16 protein-coding genes are annotated in these 17,747 nt (G+C 44.5%); 3 read left to right on the forward strand and 13 right to left on the reverse strand.

Translation table 11 applies throughout. The annotated features are described in order from the left end of the window. Positions 1-39 precede the first annotated feature (39 nt). Positions 40-858, reverse strand: a complete 819-nt coding sequence (locus ACLD71_RS03530) for a hypothetical protein (RefSeq protein ID WP_411993011.1) — start codon at positions 856-858, stop codon at positions 40-42. A gap of 165 nt (positions 859-1,023) precedes the next feature. After that, positions 1,024-2,370 (reverse strand): class II 3-deoxy-7-phosphoheptulonate synthase, encoded by a 1,347-nt coding sequence (locus ACLD71_RS03535; protein WP_411993013.1) that lies wholly within the window; start codon positions 2,368-2,370, stop codon positions 1,024-1,026. A gap of 248 nt (positions 2,371-2,618) precedes the next feature. Between ACLD71_RS03535 and ACLD71_RS03540 the strand changes: the two genes are divergently transcribed. Next, positions 2,619-3,632 (forward strand): LacI family DNA-binding transcriptional regulator, encoded by a 1,014-nt coding sequence (locus ACLD71_RS03540; RefSeq protein ID WP_411993015.1) that lies wholly within the window; start codon positions 2,619-2,621, stop codon positions 3,630-3,632. Positions 3,633-3,634: 2 nt separating this feature from the next. Here ACLD71_RS03540 and ACLD71_RS03545 read toward each other — a convergent pair whose 3' ends face one another. After that, positions 3,635-4,258, reverse strand: a complete 624-nt coding sequence (locus ACLD71_RS03545) for a DUF1349 domain-containing protein (protein ID WP_411993017.1) — start codon at positions 4,256-4,258, stop codon at positions 3,635-3,637. A gap of 15 nt (positions 4,259-4,273) precedes the next feature. Next, positions 4,274-4,882, reverse strand: coding sequence for a GNAT family N-acetyltransferase (locus tag ACLD71_RS03550; protein WP_137673351.1), 609 nt, complete (start codon positions 4,880-4,882; stop codon positions 4,274-4,276). Between the two features lie 182 nt (positions 4,883-5,064). Between ACLD71_RS03550 and ACLD71_RS03555 the strand changes: the two genes are divergently transcribed. Beyond that, positions 5,065-5,304: a GlsB/YeaQ/YmgE family stress response membrane protein gene (locus tag ACLD71_RS03555; RefSeq protein WP_137673350.1), complete on the forward strand. Its 240-nt coding sequence runs from the start codon at positions 5,065-5,067 to the stop codon at positions 5,302-5,304. A gap of 64 nt (positions 5,305-5,368) precedes the next feature. On the opposite strand, the gene ACLD71_RS03560 is transcribed toward ACLD71_RS03555, so the two are convergent. The 6 genes from ACLD71_RS03560 to ACLD71_RS03585 all read right to left on the reverse strand — a co-directional run bounded on the left by ACLD71_RS03560 (position 5,369) and on the right by ACLD71_RS03585 (position 13,322). After that, positions 5,369-6,199, reverse strand: a complete 831-nt coding sequence (locus tag ACLD71_RS03560; RefSeq protein ID WP_137673349.1) for a carbohydrate ABC transporter permease — start codon at positions 6,197-6,199, stop codon at positions 5,369-5,371. Positions 6,200-6,208: 9 nt separating this feature from the next. Next, positions 6,209-7,201, reverse strand: a complete 993-nt coding sequence (locus tag ACLD71_RS03565) for a carbohydrate ABC transporter permease (protein WP_137673348.1) — start codon at positions 7,199-7,201, stop codon at positions 6,209-6,211. A 53-nt stretch (positions 7,202-7,254) separates the two neighbouring features. Continuing rightward, the gene (locus ACLD71_RS03570) at positions 7,255-8,514 is read right to left on the reverse strand and encodes an extracellular solute-binding protein (protein ID WP_137673347.1); all 1,260 of its coding nucleotides are present in this window, start codon (positions 8,512-8,514) and stop codon (positions 7,255-7,257) included. A gap of 86 nt (positions 8,515-8,600) precedes the next feature. Next, positions 8,601-9,704 carry an ABC transporter ATP-binding protein gene (locus ACLD71_RS03575; protein WP_137673346.1) on the reverse strand — a complete coding sequence of 368 codons (1,104 nt, stop codon included), beginning with the start codon at positions 9,702-9,704 and terminating at the stop codon, positions 8,601-8,603. Positions 9,705-10,023: 319 nt separating this feature from the next. Further along, entirely contained in the window at positions 10,024-11,130 is a 1,107-nt protein-coding gene (locus ACLD71_RS03580; protein WP_411993020.1) for a helix-turn-helix domain-containing protein, read from the reverse strand. A 110-nt stretch (positions 11,131-11,240) separates the two neighbouring features. Further along, on the reverse strand, positions 11,241-13,322 hold the full coding sequence (locus ACLD71_RS03585) for a glycoside hydrolase family 52 protein (RefSeq protein ID WP_411993022.1): 2,082 nt from the start codon (positions 13,320-13,322) through the stop codon (positions 11,241-11,243). A gap of 420 nt (positions 13,323-13,742) precedes the next feature. Between ACLD71_RS03585 and ACLD71_RS03590 the strand changes: the two genes are divergently transcribed. Continuing rightward, positions 13,743-15,428, forward strand: coding sequence for a PKD domain-containing protein (locus ACLD71_RS03590; protein ID WP_411993024.1), 1,686 nt, complete (start codon positions 13,743-13,745; stop codon positions 15,426-15,428). Between the two features lie 185 nt (positions 15,429-15,613). Here ACLD71_RS03590 and ACLD71_RS03595 read toward each other — a convergent pair whose 3' ends face one another. The 3 genes from ACLD71_RS03595 to ACLD71_RS03605 all read right to left on the reverse strand — a co-directional run bounded on the left by ACLD71_RS03595 (position 15,614) and on the right by ACLD71_RS03605 (position 17,504). Next, positions 15,614-16,114: a carbohydrate binding domain-containing protein gene (locus tag ACLD71_RS03595; RefSeq protein ID WP_235836207.1), complete on the reverse strand. Its 501-nt coding sequence runs from the start codon at positions 16,112-16,114 to the stop codon at positions 15,614-15,616. Between the two features lie 40 nt (positions 16,115-16,154). Then, positions 16,155-16,688 (reverse strand): carbohydrate binding domain-containing protein, encoded by a 534-nt coding sequence (locus ACLD71_RS03600; protein ID WP_137673342.1) that lies wholly within the window; start codon positions 16,686-16,688, stop codon positions 16,155-16,157. Between the two features lie 63 nt (positions 16,689-16,751). After that, complete coding sequence (locus tag ACLD71_RS03605) at positions 16,752-17,504, reverse strand: hypothetical protein (protein WP_137673341.1); 753 nt, start codon at positions 17,502-17,504, stop codon at positions 16,752-16,754. Between the last annotated feature and the right edge of the window lie 243 nt (positions 17,505-17,747).

The raw sequence follows: 17,747 nt of genomic DNA on the forward strand, positions 1-17,747 counted from the left end.
TCATTGTTGGTTTGGCTAACTAATACTTAATGGCCAAGCCTAAAACTGGTAGTTAAACTCTACTCGATGATCACCATCTTGAAAGTTTGAATACTCGGTCCAGTTCGCAAAGTAACGGATATTGGCACGCGCGTTAATTTGGTAAGACGCAGCGAATTCATGAGCGAATACATCACTATTGCCCATACCAAAGGCATTGTCTTTGTAAAAGTCTGAACCGGAAAGGCTGCTCATCCACATTGGGTTGTAGTTAAGCCATATTTTATCGGTAATGGTAATTTTTGAGTAGGTACCCACTAAAGCAAAGGTACCCGGTACCGAGTATCCCGCGGCGTGGTCTGCAGTGCCTTCAGCATAGTTATTAGCAAAGGCGACACCAGCACCTGCTAAAGGATAAAACTGCACAGGGCCAAATTTAGGCAAGGCCTGAATGAATGAATATGACGCGCTACCCATCTCACTGCCGATATCGTAACTTACGTCTAACTGCGAACCTCGACCATTACTTAGATCTACACCGAAGTTACGGAATCGAATGGAATCAACAGAGTCATCGCGCTGGCTGCTGCCATCCCAACCTAAAGCTTCACCCGCAAAGCCTTTTACTTCGATGATGTTCATCGCCATGGTATTCGCATTACCCGTATCGTAGGTTTGCCCCACTTTTAGGTTTAAGCCTTTGTTAGTAACACCTACACCCGCTTGGGTATACACCGCTAGCGGATCCGACATGTCTTGCAGCTCCTGCTCGGTGTCTTCCGCCGGAGAATGAGGCTTAGAATCGGCAATACTTAGCGCACTTACAGATAGAGCACCAAGCAGTAAACTTGCATTAAAGATAGGAGAGATTAAAGACATAGAGCCGCTCTTAAATAATCAAAAAGCGACAATTTATGGAGTGCTATGCAGGCCAGCAAGCAAGCCGTCTAGTTACATCAGTTTTTTCGACTTTATCGATGAAAACTGTCGAAAAAAGGCCACAAAAAAACCGCCTGCAGGCGGCTTAATCACAGGAGCTAAGTCTTAACGTGCAGCCTTGATATGGTCTGCAATCAGGAACGCTAATTCTAAAGCTTGGTCAGCGTTTAGGCGTGGATCACAGTAAGTATGGTAACGCTGAGCCAGATCATGCTCGGTGATTTGGAAAGCACCACCAACACATTCTGTCACGTTACGGCCAGTCATTTCAAAGTGAACACCACCCGCATAGGTCCCTTCAGATTTATGGATCTGGAAGAACTGCTGCACTTCACGCAATACATCATCTACGCGACGTGTTTTGTAACCGTTAGGCGCTTTAATGGTATTGCCGTGCATAGGGTCTGAACTCCACACTACGTTTTTACCTTCACGCTCTACCGCTTTAATTAGGTTAGGTAGGTGATCAGCCACTTTATCAGCGCCCATACGAACGATAAGGTTCAAACGACCCGCTTCGTTGTGAGGGTTAATGATGTCGATAATGCGCAACAACTCTTCTGGATCGGTAGTTGGGCCGGCTTTCAAGCCAATAGCATTTTCTACGCCACGTAAAAACTCGATGTGAGCGTGGTCGATTTGGCGAGTACGGTCACCAATCCACAACATGTGAGCAGAACAGTCATACCACTTGCCCGTTAGGCTGTCACAGCGAGTAAGAGCTTGCTCATACGGCAGTAACAAGGCTTCGTGTGAAGTGTATAAGTTAGTTTCGCGAAGTTGTGGTGCGGTAGCTGGGTTAATGCCACAAGCGCTCATAAAGGCCAGTGACTCTTCAATGCTACCCGCTAGCGCTTCATAACGCTCGCCTAATGGGCTTTTCTTAATGAAGTCTAAGTTCCATTTGTGCACTTGGTTTAAATCAGCCAAGCCACCTTGGGCAAATGCACGTAGCAAGTTTAGCGTTGAAGTAGATTGGTTGTAAGCATCTACCATACGCTGCGGATCTGGCACGCGGCTTTTCTCGTTAAAGTCGATGGCATTGATAATGTCACCGCGGTACGACGGCCAGCTTTCGCCGTTAATCGTTTCCATGTCTTCGCTACGAGGTTTAGCAAATTGACCAGCAATACGGCCAATTTTAACCACCGGCTTCTGACCACCAAAGGTTAGTACTACCGCCATTTGCATTAATGCTTTAAACGTATCGCGAATATGGCTAGTACGGAATTCGTCAAAACTCTCGGCGCAATCACCACCTTGCAGTAAAAAGGCTTCACCCTTGGCTACTTTGGCTAAGTCTTCACGTAAAGCGCGCGCTTCACCAGCAAAAACTAGCGGTGGCTGATCAGCCAAATACTTCTCGGTTTGTTGAAGCTTTTCTTGATCAGGGTAAGTAGGTAATTGTTTTACTGGTTTGTCTCTCCAGCTTGAGGGTGTCCATTGCGTCATGTTGCGTTCCCGAGAGTGCTCTAAAACCCCCATAATAGGCATTCTAGAGCACATGAAAAGCGCTAATTGTAGTTTTTTTCTACCTACCTAATTATTTATCACTTAATAGCAACAATAAAACATAAATCCCAACAAAAAAAAGTAACTGAATAAATTCACATTTTTATACTAATGTAATGGGCTTCCCTTAGGGGTAACGCAGCCATTTTGCTACTATGATCAACAAGCTAATTAACCCTATGAAACCTATGAAACAATCATCAGTGACCTTAAAAGACGTAGCCAAAACCGCCGGAGTCTCTCACCAAACGGTAGCAAGAGTGGTTAGAAAATCGCCGAAGGTTGCTGAAAAAACGCGAATTAAGGTCCAGCAAGCAATTGCTGACGCAGGTTACTTACCTAACCGCATGGCTCAACAATTGGCGAGAAGGCAGTCACTCACCTTGGGATTTGTATCAATAAACATTTCTCTACACGCCATTGCTAAAATCGCTGATGGGATCCGCCGCGAAGCGTTAAAGCAAGGTTTCAGTTTATCCATTTCAATGATGAACGAGTTGGATCAAGAATCTTGTAACAAAGCTATTGATGAGTTACTTGGTCAGCAAGTTGACGGCTTAATTATTAATACCTCAATCACTCACGCCACCATTAAGCTAATCCAAGAGCGTGAAAATTTGCCCCCTTGTGTATTCATCGACTTTGATAAAAACAACGATGCTTTGCAGGTATCTCATGACCAAGTGGGCGGCGCCAGCTTAGCCGCTCAGCACCTTATCGACCTAGGGCATCGTAATATTGCACTGATTAATGGTGCCGCTAACACCTGTGTAGCGCATTGGCGCGAGTCAGGTTGGTTAGAAAGCTTATCCAAAGTTAACATTACGCCGGTGAATCGAATGGACGGCAACTGGAACGCCCGCAGTGGCTACCAAGCTACCTTAGAGCTGTTAGATGCTGAAACGGACTTTACTGCCATTTTGGTGGCCAATGATGAGATGTGTTTAGGCGTGCTACGAGCACTCAATGAGCGCAACATTAACGTGCCACAAGATGTTTCAGTAGTGGGGTTTGATAACCACGACGACAGCGAGTTTTACAACCCACCACTCACCACTATCGACCAAAATTGTCATGAGCTAGGGGAAACCGCGGTCACCTTACTAATGCAAAAAATGAACAGTGAACAACAGTCTGAATCCCGCGTTTTACTCACCACCAAGCTGGTTAAACGACAAAGCTCTGGCCCAGTCAAAACCTAGTATTAATGAGGGTGTGAACGCCACATGCAAGGCGCGATGGTGAGTTGTTCAAAACAAGCAGTAAACGATGAATCGCTGGGGCTGCAAGCATATAGCCCTAGCTTAACGGCCTGTTTGGCAGCAGCTGGAGGATCGGTTTGCACACTTGCTGTTTCACCAAGTTGGTGAAGATGAAAAACCCGCATTTGCTGATACGCTTCACCGTCTTGCGAATACTCAATCAAGAAATCGGGCCCTCGTCGGCTTAAGCGATACCAAATATGTTGTGGTGTACTAATATCAGTTGTTGCCCAATCCGAATAACCCAAGTTAGTCACGACTGAACCCAAGCGTGACAATGCTGCTGTTTCAAATTCAATGGATGCCTTAAACCAGTTTTCGCTGTCGAGATAAATAATCACTCCCGCTTGGTCAAACTGCTTCTGATAGTCAAAACTCACCTTCACACTAACGCTAAAGTTGTCTTGATAGCTTAAGAGTAAAGCCGGTGCATTGTCGTTGCGAAAACCATAGTACGAGCGCTGCCAAAAATCGGTATGCGGATCGGTGGTCAGGCGTAACTGATGGTCGTCTAATACATATTGCTTAGGTGGGTTGAGCCACTTAGCCTGTGAAAATTCTTTCATCACTACCTCTCCCTGTTAATTACCTGCGTAGCTGGCCAGCTTATGCAACAAAGCATGTTTCACCGTGGGCCATTCTTGATTAGTAATCGAAAACACCACTGTATCGCGATAGTTACCTTGAGCATCAAGACTATGATTGCGTAAAACCCCATCCTGTTTAGCGCCTAAACGGGCGATGGCTGCGCGTGAAGCATGATTGTGCCAATGGGTTCTAAATTCCACAGCAATAGAACTGAGTTGCTCAAAAGCGTAACTCAGCAATAGCAATTTGCATTGGGTATTTACTGAAGAGCGCTGATAGCTTTTTGCATACCAGGTATAACCAATCTCTAAACGGCGGTTAACAACATCGGCATGGCAATAGCGAGTTGCACCAATAACGTTGCCGCTGGGTTTATCTATTACAACAAACGGCAGCGCCACACCTTGCTGCTTATCTTGTAAAGCACTGTCAAAGTAAGCATCAATAGAGTCTGCATTGGGAACGCTGGTGTACCACAACTGACTTAAGCGCCCATCGGCTTCGGCGGCTAATAGCGCTGCTCTATGGCTTAACTGCAAGGGCTGCAACAGCACATTTCCGGCGCTTAATTCTGATTCAATTAAATAGGGCTGCCTAGTCATCCATTACTCTCACTCATCGTTATTTCAATAGGCAGATTAATACGCAACAGAATGAATAGAAAGCGAAAAAATGGCTAATCATTAAGCTATGAAGTTCATTTCGTTTACTACACTTAGCCAATAACGACTCAGAGCTTAAAAGCATTCACACAATTAGGGTTTCATACTAAAAAGGAAAAATTATGGGCATTATTATTTGGTTACTTATTGGTGCGGTGGCAGGTTGGCTTGCTGGCAATATTATGAAAGGCGGCGGCTTTGGCGTGTTAGGCAACATTGTGGTGGGCATTGTTGGCTCGGTAGTGGGCGGCTTTGTTTTTGGTTTGCTTGGTTTTGGCAGCACCAGTATGTTGGGGTCGCTTATCACTGCCGTTGTGGGCGCGGTAATTTTGCTCTACATCGTTAGCATTGTAAAAAAGTGAGCTAAATGACAAACGCAAAAAAGCCAGCTAATAAGCTGGCTTTTTTAATCTAATAAGTTCTTGTTTAACCTTTAACAGCACCTGCCGTTAGGCCGTCAATCAACTTACGAGAAGTCATTACGAACAAGATCATCAGAGGTACTACCGCAATCGCAGCACCAGCACAAATTGCGCCCCAAGGAACCTGGCCGGTACCTTGCAATGCTCGAAGAGCTAGCGGCACGGTAAACATCTTCATGTCGTTCATTACTACCAATGGGCCCATGAAGTTGTTCCACTGGCCAATAAAGGTAATCAAACCAAGCGTACCAAAAGCAGGTGTAATTAATGGCACAACTACACGCCAGTAGATAGCAAACTCATTACAGCCATCCATACGTGCTGCTTCAATCAGCTCTTTTGGAATCGCACTAGAGATGAACTGGCGCATCATAAAGATACCCATTGCCCCACAGGCCATAGGAATATATAGCGCTCGTGGTTGGTTCATCCATTCTAGCTTAGACATAATTAATGCAGTTGGAATCATGCCCAAGAAAGGTGGTAACAACATGGTGCCCATAATTAATATGAACATTACGTTGCGGCCTTTAAACTCAAACAAGGCAAATGCATAACCCGCTAATGAACAGAAGAACAAGTTAAGTATTGTAGTAATCAACGCTACATAAAAACTTAAACCAATGTTGTGCCAAAAGTACGGCAGTGCATCTAACAGAATGCCAACGTTATTAATAAATTCTCCACCGAACCACATTGGTGGCGGCACCGACAAAATCGATGAGTTGGTATGCGAAGCAAATATAAACATGAAGTAGAACGGTGCCAACATAATGATGGAACCCATACCTACAATGAAATAAGCGATTAAATGACTCTTAGTTAGTTTATTCATAATTTACTCCTACTTCTTCTCACCGAGTAATTTGTTGTTACCCCAGGTAAGGAAGGCAATCAGCGCAAACAGAATCCAAGAGATAGCTGATGCAGTACCAAAGTCACCCTCAACAAACGCGGTAATGTACATATGCATTGCGGCTGTTTTACCCGCTTGCTCAAGACCACCAGTACCACCAGTAATAATGAACGGTTCTTCAAACAATTGCAGGTTACCAATAATGGTTAAGGTTACCGCGAAGAACATCATTGGCTTAAGCATAGGTACCGTGATGTACCAAAATTGCTGCCAACGTTTAGCGCCATCCACCGTGGCCGCTTCATACAAATCTTTAGGAATGGTTTGCATCGCAGAAAGATACAGAACGGTATTCCAGCCAACGAAGCGCCAGAACACAACAAAAGCAATCATGGTTTTGGTGTACTCAGGTCGATTCCAATCAATATTTTCTGTAGGGAATAACCAAGCTAGAGGTTGAATATCACCAATGGTCCAGTTACCCGCCGAGGTAAATAGCATGTTAATCATGCCAAAGTCTCGTGAGAACAGGGTTGTAAATACCAAAGAGATAGCAACAGTAGAGGTAATAAATGGCATAAAGTACATGCCAATCACCGTGTTACGGCTGCGTTTAAAACTAGTATGTAAGAAATAAGCTAAAGGAATTGCTATTACATGCTGGGGGATACCCGCAGCTAACGCAAGCCACAATGTATTGTATACGGACGTCTGAAACCAATCATCGGTTAAGGCGAATGTGTAGTTTTCAATACCTACCCACTCCATGGCACTTAATCCCGCGGCTGGCTCCCAATAGTGAAACGACAAAAATAAAGAGAAAAGTAACGGAAACAACCCAAAGACTGTAAATATTGCAAAGAAAGGGCTAATAAATAAGTAAGGAGCCCATTTGTAGCCACTTGCATGTAGTCGCTGCTTTAGGGTCCGCTTTTTAATTTTAGCTACTGGTGGTCTTACGGCAGACTCTACAGAAGACATCTTTAACTCCCGACAAAAAAAAAGTGAGGGAGCGAGCTCCCTCGATATTAAAATTAACGTCTAGCGCGACGTTTGATTTGCTTTTCAGCTTCAGCTAACGCTGCATCAATGTTTTCATCACGCTCTAATACACCTTCAAGTGCATCATTAATGATTTGTTCAGCAACTGGATCATGCTTGTGAACATCCATTGCTGGAATGCGGTCAGCAGAATTCTTCCACTCTACGCGAGCCACTTGGCCACCTAGGTAAGGAATTGGTTGGTTTATGAAGTCATCATTTTGCGCTTCAACTAATGCTGGGAAAGCGTCTAAATCACGGAAAGCTGCAATTTGCATCTCTTTATCCATGGTCATGAACTTAATGAATTCCCATGCTTCAGCTTTGTTTTTGGCTTTCTTAGGAATAGCGTAGAAAGAACCACCCCAGCTTGCATAAGTACCGCCTGGTAGAGCAGCTGAACGCCATAGGCCTTTACTCTCTGGAGCAATCCAGTTAGCTAAGTGACCGCCTAACCAAGCACCCATCATTTGTGAAGCGATAGTGCCGCGACGTAAACCTTCAGTCCACTCTGAGCTCCATGCACCAACTTGTGCATCAATACCCGCTTCACGAACAGCTTTTGCTAAACGGAACGCTTCTTTGAAACGGTCATTGTTTACCGTGATGTTGCCTTCTGCATCAAAGTAGATACCTTCGCCATCTTTAAGACCACTACGAATCACAACGTCTTTAATATCTACAGCACTGGCAACAAGGTAAGAACCGGTTGTTTCTTTGATTTTTTTACCCGCAGCAATAAAAGAATCCCAGTCTTTAATAAGGTCTTCTTCAGTTACGCCAGCTTTGGTAAAGATATCTTCGCGGAAGAACAACGCACCAGGGCCAATATCTGCTGGAATTGCTGCTAATGTACCGCTACCACCAGTGGCTAGTGGCACAGTAAATTTAGAAAATAGTTTTTCATATTGCTCTGCACTGTATGGAGCAGCGCGTAAATCTTCTAAGCCACCAGATGATGCAAAGCGGCCAATGTAACCATACTCAATACCCATTACGTCAGGTAGGTTACCGCCAGTTGCTAGCGCAGTAGTCATCGCATTATGGTGATCACCATAAGCTAACGATACGAGCTTAATTTCTACATCTGGATTAATCTTTTTATAAAGTGGAATAGCCGACTGTACAGCAAGGTCAAAGCTAGGGAATGAAGCTACTGTTAGGGTAGTTTTCGCCCAAGCTGACGTTGCGGTTAACGCCAGCGTAGTGCCGAGGGCTAACGCTACTGTTCCAAGTTTCTTTTTGTTAAACATCCTATTCTCCTAAGTACATGAATTTTATTATTATTCAGTGTCGCAATTGGCTAGTGCGCCGACGCTTTTACAAGCGCTGGGAGTAACTAGTTCATTTGTGGCAAAATTGCCTTTCCGGTTTCATTATTAAACAAGTGGATCCGCGAAATATCGAAGAACAACTCCACTTTATCGTCTATATCCGCATTCACATCATCAGCAATTGCAACTTCTGCAATAAAACGAGCACCATCCAGTTCACACTGTACGTGGTAGGTAGAACCAAGAAGCTCGACGCCGATAACATCTGCTTTCACGCTACCAATGGTTTCTGATTCAATAGAACGTTGATGTAGATACAGGTCACTTGGGCGAATACCCAAAGTGCATAGCAAGTCATCTTCTGCATACACCGCTGGTAAGTCGATGTGCTGGTCAGAAAACACCAAGCTAGAAATAGTGCCAGTTTTCTTAATGGTTGCAGGAATCATGTTCATTTCAGGCGCGCCAATGAACGATGCAACAAATTTGTTGGCTGGCTCTTCAAAGATTTCTTTTGGCGTGCCTACTTGCTCAATGTAACCATCTTTAAGAATCACGATACGGTCAGCTAAAGTCATTGCCTCAACTTGGTCGTGGGTTACGTATAAGGTGGTGGTGCCTAATTTGTCGTGCAGAGTTTTGATTTCAGCGCGCATTGAGCCACGTAGTTTGGCGTCAAGGTTAGATAGCGGCTCATCGAATAAGAATACTTCAGGAGTACGTACCATTGCGCGGCCCATTGCCACACGTTGACGCTGACCACCTGATAACTCTTTAGGTTTGCGATCAAGTAATGGGGTTAGCTCTAACATATCGGCTGCGTATTTCACGCGCTTAACGATCTCGTCTTTTGCTACGCCAGTCATTTTAAGACCGAAGGCAATGTTTTGCTCCACACTCATGTGCGGGTATAAAGCGTAGCTTTGGAACACCATGGCGATGTTACGTTCCATCGGGTGTAAGTCATTCACTAGCTCATCAGCGATGAAAATTTCGCCATCCGAAATATCTTCCAAGCCAGCCAGCATTCTTAGCGTTGTTGATTTGCCACAACCAGAAGGACCAAGTAGCACAACAAACTCGCCATCATTAATGTGCAAGTCGAAGCTTTTAACGACTTCTGTTTTACCAAAGCGTTTTTTCAAATTGTTAAATGTAACTGCTGCCATGATGTTTCATTTCCATAAGATTAAATGTGGAGAGGCCTTAAAGAGAGTCGACAAATTCAGTTTATTTGAAACTCTGTGTAAGCGCTTTCTTGGGTTAAACTTTAGCTAAGCCTGAAAAGGTCTTCAAACGAATAAAGGTTAAGATTTGAGGCCTGTCATAAAAAAAGCCACTATCATGACAATTAGCAATTATTAAACTATAAAACGTAATATTTCCCGGCTAAAACCACTGTTTAGACAGCAAAAGGCCGCCATCAAAAACTCAATTATTTGTAAATGATAGGGGTTTCACAGTGTGAAAAACTGCGTCATGGCCGATTTAGGCAAACTTTTGTCTATATTGATTCGGCGTCATCTCCATCTCCTGCCGAAACAAATAATATAAATAGTGTTGATTAGAGAACCCAGCCGCATCGGCGATGGCATCAACCGGAGAGCTGGTAGAGGTGAGCTGTTGCTTAGCGAATTCCATACGAACTTGGTGCAATTGTTGGTGTACTGTTTTGCCAAGAACCTGCTTGAAACGTGTTTCAAGGGTTTTGCGAGATACCGCACAGTAGTCAACAACCTGCTCAACTTTAATTCTTCGGTGAAAATTACTGTTTAGAAAGAATAAAGCTTTGGTGATAAGAGGGTCAGCAGGCTCCGCTTCGTCGGCAGAATCACCACTGACGATCTCGGTAGCGGGCACCAATACCTCTCGTGCAGCAAGGCCGTCAATTTGCTCTTTTAGCACCGCCACAGCTTGTTCACCAATTTGTTGGATAGGTAACACCGCAGAGCATAGAGATATAGGCGATAAAGCGCTTTCTGTAGGGTCTGCATCAATGCCTATCAGCGTGTAATCATTAGGCACGCTAATCCCTTGATCATGACACAAGCTAGCAAATTGCCGCGCTTGAGTGTCTGAGGCAGCAACCACCCCTACTCGTGATTCAGGCCGAGTTAAGTCAGGAACGCTTAACTCCACCAGCTCGAGGCGGTATTGAAGGGCTATTTTCGCTAAGGCGATTTTGCGTTCTTTCACCCACGGAGCGGTAAAAGTAGGCACCCCGCTAAAAAATGCCACGCGACGAATGCCTTTGGCTAAAAAAGACTGCACTATTAGCTCTACAATCCCTTGGCTATCAGGGCTTACTCGCGCTAAATGGGTTTGCGAAGGAAGATTTAAGCGTGAACCAGAAATAGCCACTAAGGGCAGTGAAAGGTTTTCACAGAACGCCGCCACACCGGGTTTATCAAAATCAGCGATCACTCCACAAAAGCGCTCTAAGTTAACCAGATTCGCTTCAGCAATAGTCATTACCTCCGGCTGCATCCAGCGCGATAAGGGGCTGATATTGTGGGTAATTCCTTTTAGTATTTCTCGATCGTAAGGATGTTTAACATCCAGTAGCAGTAATACTGCGTTGCCGTTGCGCATCATTGAGGCTCCTTTTAATCACTAACAGCCGCTAGCACTGGTATAACAATATTAGTACCCTTTTCTTGACTCAGCGGCTAGCGCTAAGCCAAGAATTAGTGGTGATGTGTCGATTATTCGTCTAACCATAAGATATTGGTCACACAGCGCGGGTAGTACAAACTGCCAATAGGCTTACCTGAGCTGAACTGATCACAGCAAGCGTGTTTGCTTGCGCCAATCGTTTGCCAACGTACATGCGCCGCATCGGCTTCAACGCTGTTGGCCTGCTCTATTTTTAAAATTTTACGCGCCACATATTGGTTTAAGTAAATTTTACTTACCCATGAATTGTCAGCCGTGGACGATAGTTTCCAAGCCCCGTCAGGATACAAGCAGAACCCTTGGTTTAATACATACTCTAGATGCGCCTTTAGTACTTTAATGTACTCACCGTAAGGGCCTTGCTCAGACACGGCCTCACTCAAGCCCATCTCATAAGGATACACCAAGGCCTCAATGGCCGGAATAATCGCGCTGGTTGAGTGGCCATCTAGCACCGCCGGTATATACCCTAATTCTTTATCAAAGCTAGCACTTAACTTATCGGCGCAACGCTTAGCGGCGTCTAACGCGAGCTTAACCTGTTCGGTTTCCCCTAAATCTTGTAGTACTTTGGCAATCGCCAAATAAGCAGCCCAACTTTTACCCGCCAAATAAATATTTCCGCGAGCTTGGCCTAAGCTATGGTCGAGAGAATCATAGGTGGTAATTTCCCCACCCTGCTGAGTTCGCGCTGATTCAAAACCCATAATGCCGTCGCGTAACTCTGGGTTTGGGTTATCGCGGTTTAACAGTGACTGCAAGCAATCAATCAAAGTGCCACGCTGCTCAATAGCAAAGGCCTTGTCTGCGGTTTTGCTAATATAAACACCACAACACAATACCCAGTTAGTGAGCTGTTCGTAAGTCATGTGACTAAAACATACTCGATCTAAACCCGCCACTTCGTAGGAGCTTTCTCCCTTAGGGCTCCAATTGTTTGACACCCCCATGTCATGAGTAAATGACAAACCACCAGGGTAATTTACTCCGGGGTTTTCAGGGTCAAAAACCTCATCGTAAAAGCTGTAATGACTTAAGAACTGCTTCAGTGTGTTTTTAACTGTCCATGGGTTTTTCGTTAATTCAAAGAACAACATATCTACGGTAAGGTCGAGCGTATTCATCATCAAATACTCGCCTTCGTTAACCACCCAGACCGACTCTGTGCCGTCAAACAACCATTGGGTCGAACCATAATAACTGCGTGTAGCATGTGCTAGAAGATATTGCTGATGGGCATTCAAAGCACTGGCTTGCAATTCTTTATCAGCTTGTTTTGCAATCGCGGCATATTCATCAAAATGGTCTAAGGCATAGCTAAGCACATCGTTTAGCCCAGTAAAATGCTGCGTATAGTAATATTGCATCGCACGGTTAAACGTTGCATTCCCACCTAAGTAGAAGCCTAAGGCTAAACGTAGCGTTACCTTTTCACCAGCTTTCACGTCCACCATAAAACCGGCTGTTGGACCGAGCATGAAACAGTCGTTATTGCCAATTTTACTCAGCGCACTTTGTACTGAAAAATGGCTAAATGCTGTGGCAGATTTGCACGTGGTAGCCAAGCCAATATTGTCTCTGCAAGTGACCCCAAGCATCCCGTTACTGTCGCCGTCTAGCAGCTTATTCCAGCGTAAATCATCGCCCTGTAAGGCAAAAAAACCGGTCCAATCTTGGTTGCTAGTATTATCAAAACTTAATTCAACATATACCGCAGGACAGCTGGCTTGCTTGAGCTTTTGATGTTGCGCTAATGCCGGATCGGGGATCTCAAAAAATGGGCTGAGAACGTTAAAACTAATGCCAGGCGCTGAGAATGTATCGCTGGCCCATTGGTAATCACGCTCAACATTTTCAAACACTCGCTCGCTAAGGCTAGAGGTGTCGTCTTTTTGTACATAGCGTTCGCTTTGGTCGTTTGCACCCTTGTAAAATGGAAACGAATTAACCACACCTTCGCCATCTTGATAACCAACAAATATGTTACCTGCAAAAGGAGCACCTAACTCCAGACCCATTCCTCCATGCTCGCCAGACTCGCCGACAGTAAAGCTGGCTAACGCCCCCATGGGTGAGTGGTGAGCATGAAAAAACTGCTGATTTTGTTCCATAACAACTCCTAAGGAATAACAAACGCGATGGTAATAACGGTTAGCGCTACAACTTGCGAATAAGTGTAAGCGCTTTCACCAGTGTTAATCTACCCAAGCAAGATAGGCGATTCAAAGAAATAAACAGTAAGATTTGAATTTGGTCATAAAAAGCCAATGCTTTATGACATAAGGAAATAGCAGACTAAAAAAACGTAAAGCAATAGCAGTTAACAAACAAGACGCCACCGCTTCCTTTTCTAACTTACCAGCCTCAAAGCTCCGTTTTGTGCACGCTATAAAGTATTTCGCTGCCCATGATAAAAGGATCAGCGCGCTTACATTAAGGTGACAAAGTTTACATACAATATTGTCAGCGCCTTCGCTATATTCAGCTTAGAGTAAACACTCTCACTCAAATTCCACCAGCAAGGACGCGAAATGGTGCACGATCTATTTTACTTTTCATCTAAGCCTGCGATGCCGCTATTTTCTGCACTAGTTACTTCACTATTATTGTCGGCATGTGGCGGTGGCGGAGAATCCTCCTCCACCGAAACAGTATTCACGCAGCCACGTAATACCATTAAAAGTGCATATTTGCGGGATACCGACGGCCAAGCTAATCGCTTAGCAGGACAGATAAGCCTCACTTTAAGCAATGAAACGATTTCGCCAGAGGCAAAGACACAATCAGTTTGGGTCTACTGGGCCGATACTAAGGGCAATAACCTAGGAGAGGCATGGTTAAAAACGCCGTCTAATAACCCGTTTTTGATCAGCATTCCCGAGCAAAGCGTGATTCCAGCCAATGCTACAGCACTAAACTTGCTGCCAGTGAATCAGGCGGGTCCAGCAGCCACCGCGCGTTTAGTAAGGTTTCATGATTTTACTGGGAACACGCAGCTATCTGGTCCCGGCGGGAGCTACCTTACGCCATGGTATTACGGCACTAGCCGACCACATATCACCATTCAAAGAATTAACCACCAAGGTGGAACATGCATTTTTGATAACGGCTTGGTCAGTGTAACGGATATGCAGAATCAAATAGACCCGCGTGCCCATGATGCAAATGCGGGAGCTTTAGAGGCAGACGAGCAAGCGTATCCAGCCTACGAGTACTTATGTGCCGCTCAACCAATAAACACCTACAAGCAAACCAACGATAGCAACGGCCTTTGGACGTATTCAGCGATTAACGATGCCATGTATTACAGTACCGCGGTGTACGATGCTTTCTTAAAACACCTCAAAGAACCGCCACTAGAACAGAAAATTCGGCTGCGGGTTCACTACGACAAAGCCTCGTCTATTCGCGCTTTTTGGGACGGTGCGTACGCTAACTTTAGTGATGGTATTCCGTTCTTTCAAAATCTCGCCACGCTCGATCATATTGCGCACGAAGTTGGCCATGGCGTTTTGAACCGAATAGGTAAAATAGATGGCTTTAAAGAAGACATTAGCCTCGATGCACAAACCGCACATGAAGCCTTTGCCGATATTTCCGGTGTAATGGTGAAATACGAATTTAACAATGACGGCAATTATTGGATACATGGTGAAGAATCTAATGGCTACACTCGCCAACTGGATCAAATTCAAACCGAAGCTGGCGCTATTGCCAGCTTTTTAGATTACGACGCTGCAGGTAATAACTATTATCAACGCATTGGTATGCTAAGTTACCCTTTCTATTTGCTCGCCAATAAGTGGGGTATAGACACTGCTTACGCAGTTTATCTAAACGCTGCAAAGTCCTGCTGGTTACCAGACTTAACCTTAACAGATGCAGCAGACTGCATTCGTCAACAAAGCCTTGCTGCCAACTTACCAGAAGCAGACGTAATAGAAGCCTTTAAAAGCGTAAAAATTAAACTATTTGATCAAGGTGTATTAAGCCACTTCACTGTTGAGAGTAGCGATACTGGAATCCAATTTTCTGACAATAGCCGCAGCACAAATCAAGTACTAGATTGGCAATGGGACTTTGGGGATGGCAGCAGTTCAGAGCTCGCTAATCCGCTCCATCAATTTGCCGCCGGTACTTACCAAGTCACGCTGAGCGTTAGCGACCAGTCTAATGATCACGATAGCTTTAGTCGCACCATTCGAGTGAGTAATTAACACGCGAATTAAACGCATTATCTTATTCATAGCTGCAGATAAAAAAGCTCCTCACAGCAAGGCAGGGAGGAGTAAACAAAAAAAGTAGACGAGATAACTTGAGTGCTAAGGGCTCAGTTATCGTTCGATTATCGTCGATTGCCTTTGGATTAATGACAAAGAGCCTACAGCATTGTTAAAAGTTATTAATGTTCGCTCACCAAGCGTATGTTGTTAAGGGTATAAGTCACTTCAGACTCGGCCCCTCCAACGAAAAAAGCAAACGCTGCTTTCTTGTCAGAATTAGTGGCTACAAATGTTAAGTCCACTTGTTGTGGTTCTCGGTTCACCACCAAGTCCTCTGCAAAGTAGGTCATGTAGTCCCCAGAATCTTTCTGCAACATAATAGTGAGGGGGCTTTCTTGGCTGGCGCTAAGCTCAGCGGTGATTTGATAGCGCTTGCCTTTGCTTAAGGCCACTCGAGCGCGTTTCAATTGAATGTGCCATGGATTACTGGCTTTTTCTTTCACCGTTATGGTTACTTTGTCACCGCTAAAACTAAATTGACCAGAGCCATCTCCCCAACCGTCAGTGCCTGCGTTAATCGGTTCCCAACGCTTGCCTCCATCTAAGGCAATATCTAAGCTTGCGGCGTAACCAGGCACCGCTGCCAATACTAAGCTCAACGCTATCATTAAAGGCTTCATAAAATTCACAGTTTGTTCCTTAAGTTGGGTATCCGACACACTAGTAAGTTGAGTTAAACTTAATATTGTTCAGGCTATAACTCACACCCGGACGACCTTCGCCAAACATAATTGCAAAGGCGGCTTTTTTCTCATCCTTTGGCATGACAAATTCATAAGTAAATTGCTTTTTCTCAACACCCACTAATTCAGTGCGTTGAAAGTAAGTAGCGTATTCTCCGCCATCTTGCTGCACCGTAAAGCTAAGCTTGCTAGATTCACTGGCCGAAGCTTCAACAGAGATTTCATACTTTATATCTTCAAACAAATACAAGGGACGTTTAAGCTGAATATGCCAAAGGTTACTGGCTTGTTTCTTTATTCGAACATTAGCCTGTTCATTAGCAAGACTAAAATCGGCAACGCCATCGCCCCAACCTTGTAGCCCAGCACTGATTTTCTCCCAGTCTTTGCCGTCATTAAGGGTGTATGTCACCATGACTAAAGGGGAAGTCTGCACCTCTGGCTCAGAAGTGGTACTTGCACAAGCCGCTAGAAAAAAAGCACTCGCAACAAAAACACAGAAACCTTTCATTTTCATATCCCTCATAGTTACACTACGCCAGTGCTCACACTCGCGTAGTTAGCAAACAATTAATTACTCGCAAGACCACTCTATCGCGCCAGCTGGCAGCGTTGTCGTTTTCTCAAAAGCCACTTTTCCGATTTCGTAGCTCACACTTTCATTACCACGAATGTCAAAACTCATTAAGTCATTCACTTTGGCAATATCAAATGCGCCAGTAGCATCTTGTATCGAGAAACAGCTCATATGAACCGCTACAGTTGACCAACCGTCAGCTTCAAGATCTGCCAGTTGCGCTTGGCCAAAGTAAAAGGCTTGGCGGTTTTTGTAATCTTCACCAGCGTCAGTATTGGTTTGCATAAAAATTTGATGGGAGGTTTCGCTGGTTGTCGCCACCAATACCGAAAGGTCAATCAGCAGCAATCCATTTTGGTATTCAGTAAGATCTAATTGGTTTTCTGTGCTACCCACAATGAAATAAACTTCAGCAGGGCCATCTTCACCAGCAGAGAAGGTATCTACTTGCCAGGTTGCTACTCCATCACTCTCTTTAGCAGTCACCTGTAATGAATCCGTTTTAGGGTAGCCTTCACCGCGCGCCAACACTTGGCGGTTATAGGAATCTGAATTTGAGCCAACCATTACAGAGAAGTTAGTCGCAGCAGACCCATCATTAAGAATGACCAAAGCATCACTAACAGGTGGATCTACTGGCGTCTCGTCAACAGGTGGAGCCACTGGCGCTTCTTCTATCGCATCAGTACAACCAGCCAGTGCAACAGCGCCTGCTAACATTGCTACTTTAAAAACTGTTTTTTTACTCATATTCATTTCCCTTTGAAATTGTTAAAGGCCAATTAGTAAGTTCACTATCAAGCCAGCGGGAGCTATGTTAACGAGGAAAATAAAATAGAAAATAGACAAACACTAAATCGAAAAGGCTTTCACGGAGAATCATAAAATAACAATAAGTCAGTCAAAAAAAGCCAAAAAACAATTGCTTAAAAATAAACGTCTTGAATTTATAAGAAGCCCTAATAATAAAAAAACTCCTCGCAGCAAGGCTGA

Source organism: Agarivorans sp. DSG3-1 (assembly GCF_046774965.1).
Classification (GTDB): domain Bacteria; phylum Pseudomonadota; class Gammaproteobacteria; order Enterobacterales; family Celerinatantimonadaceae; genus Agarivorans.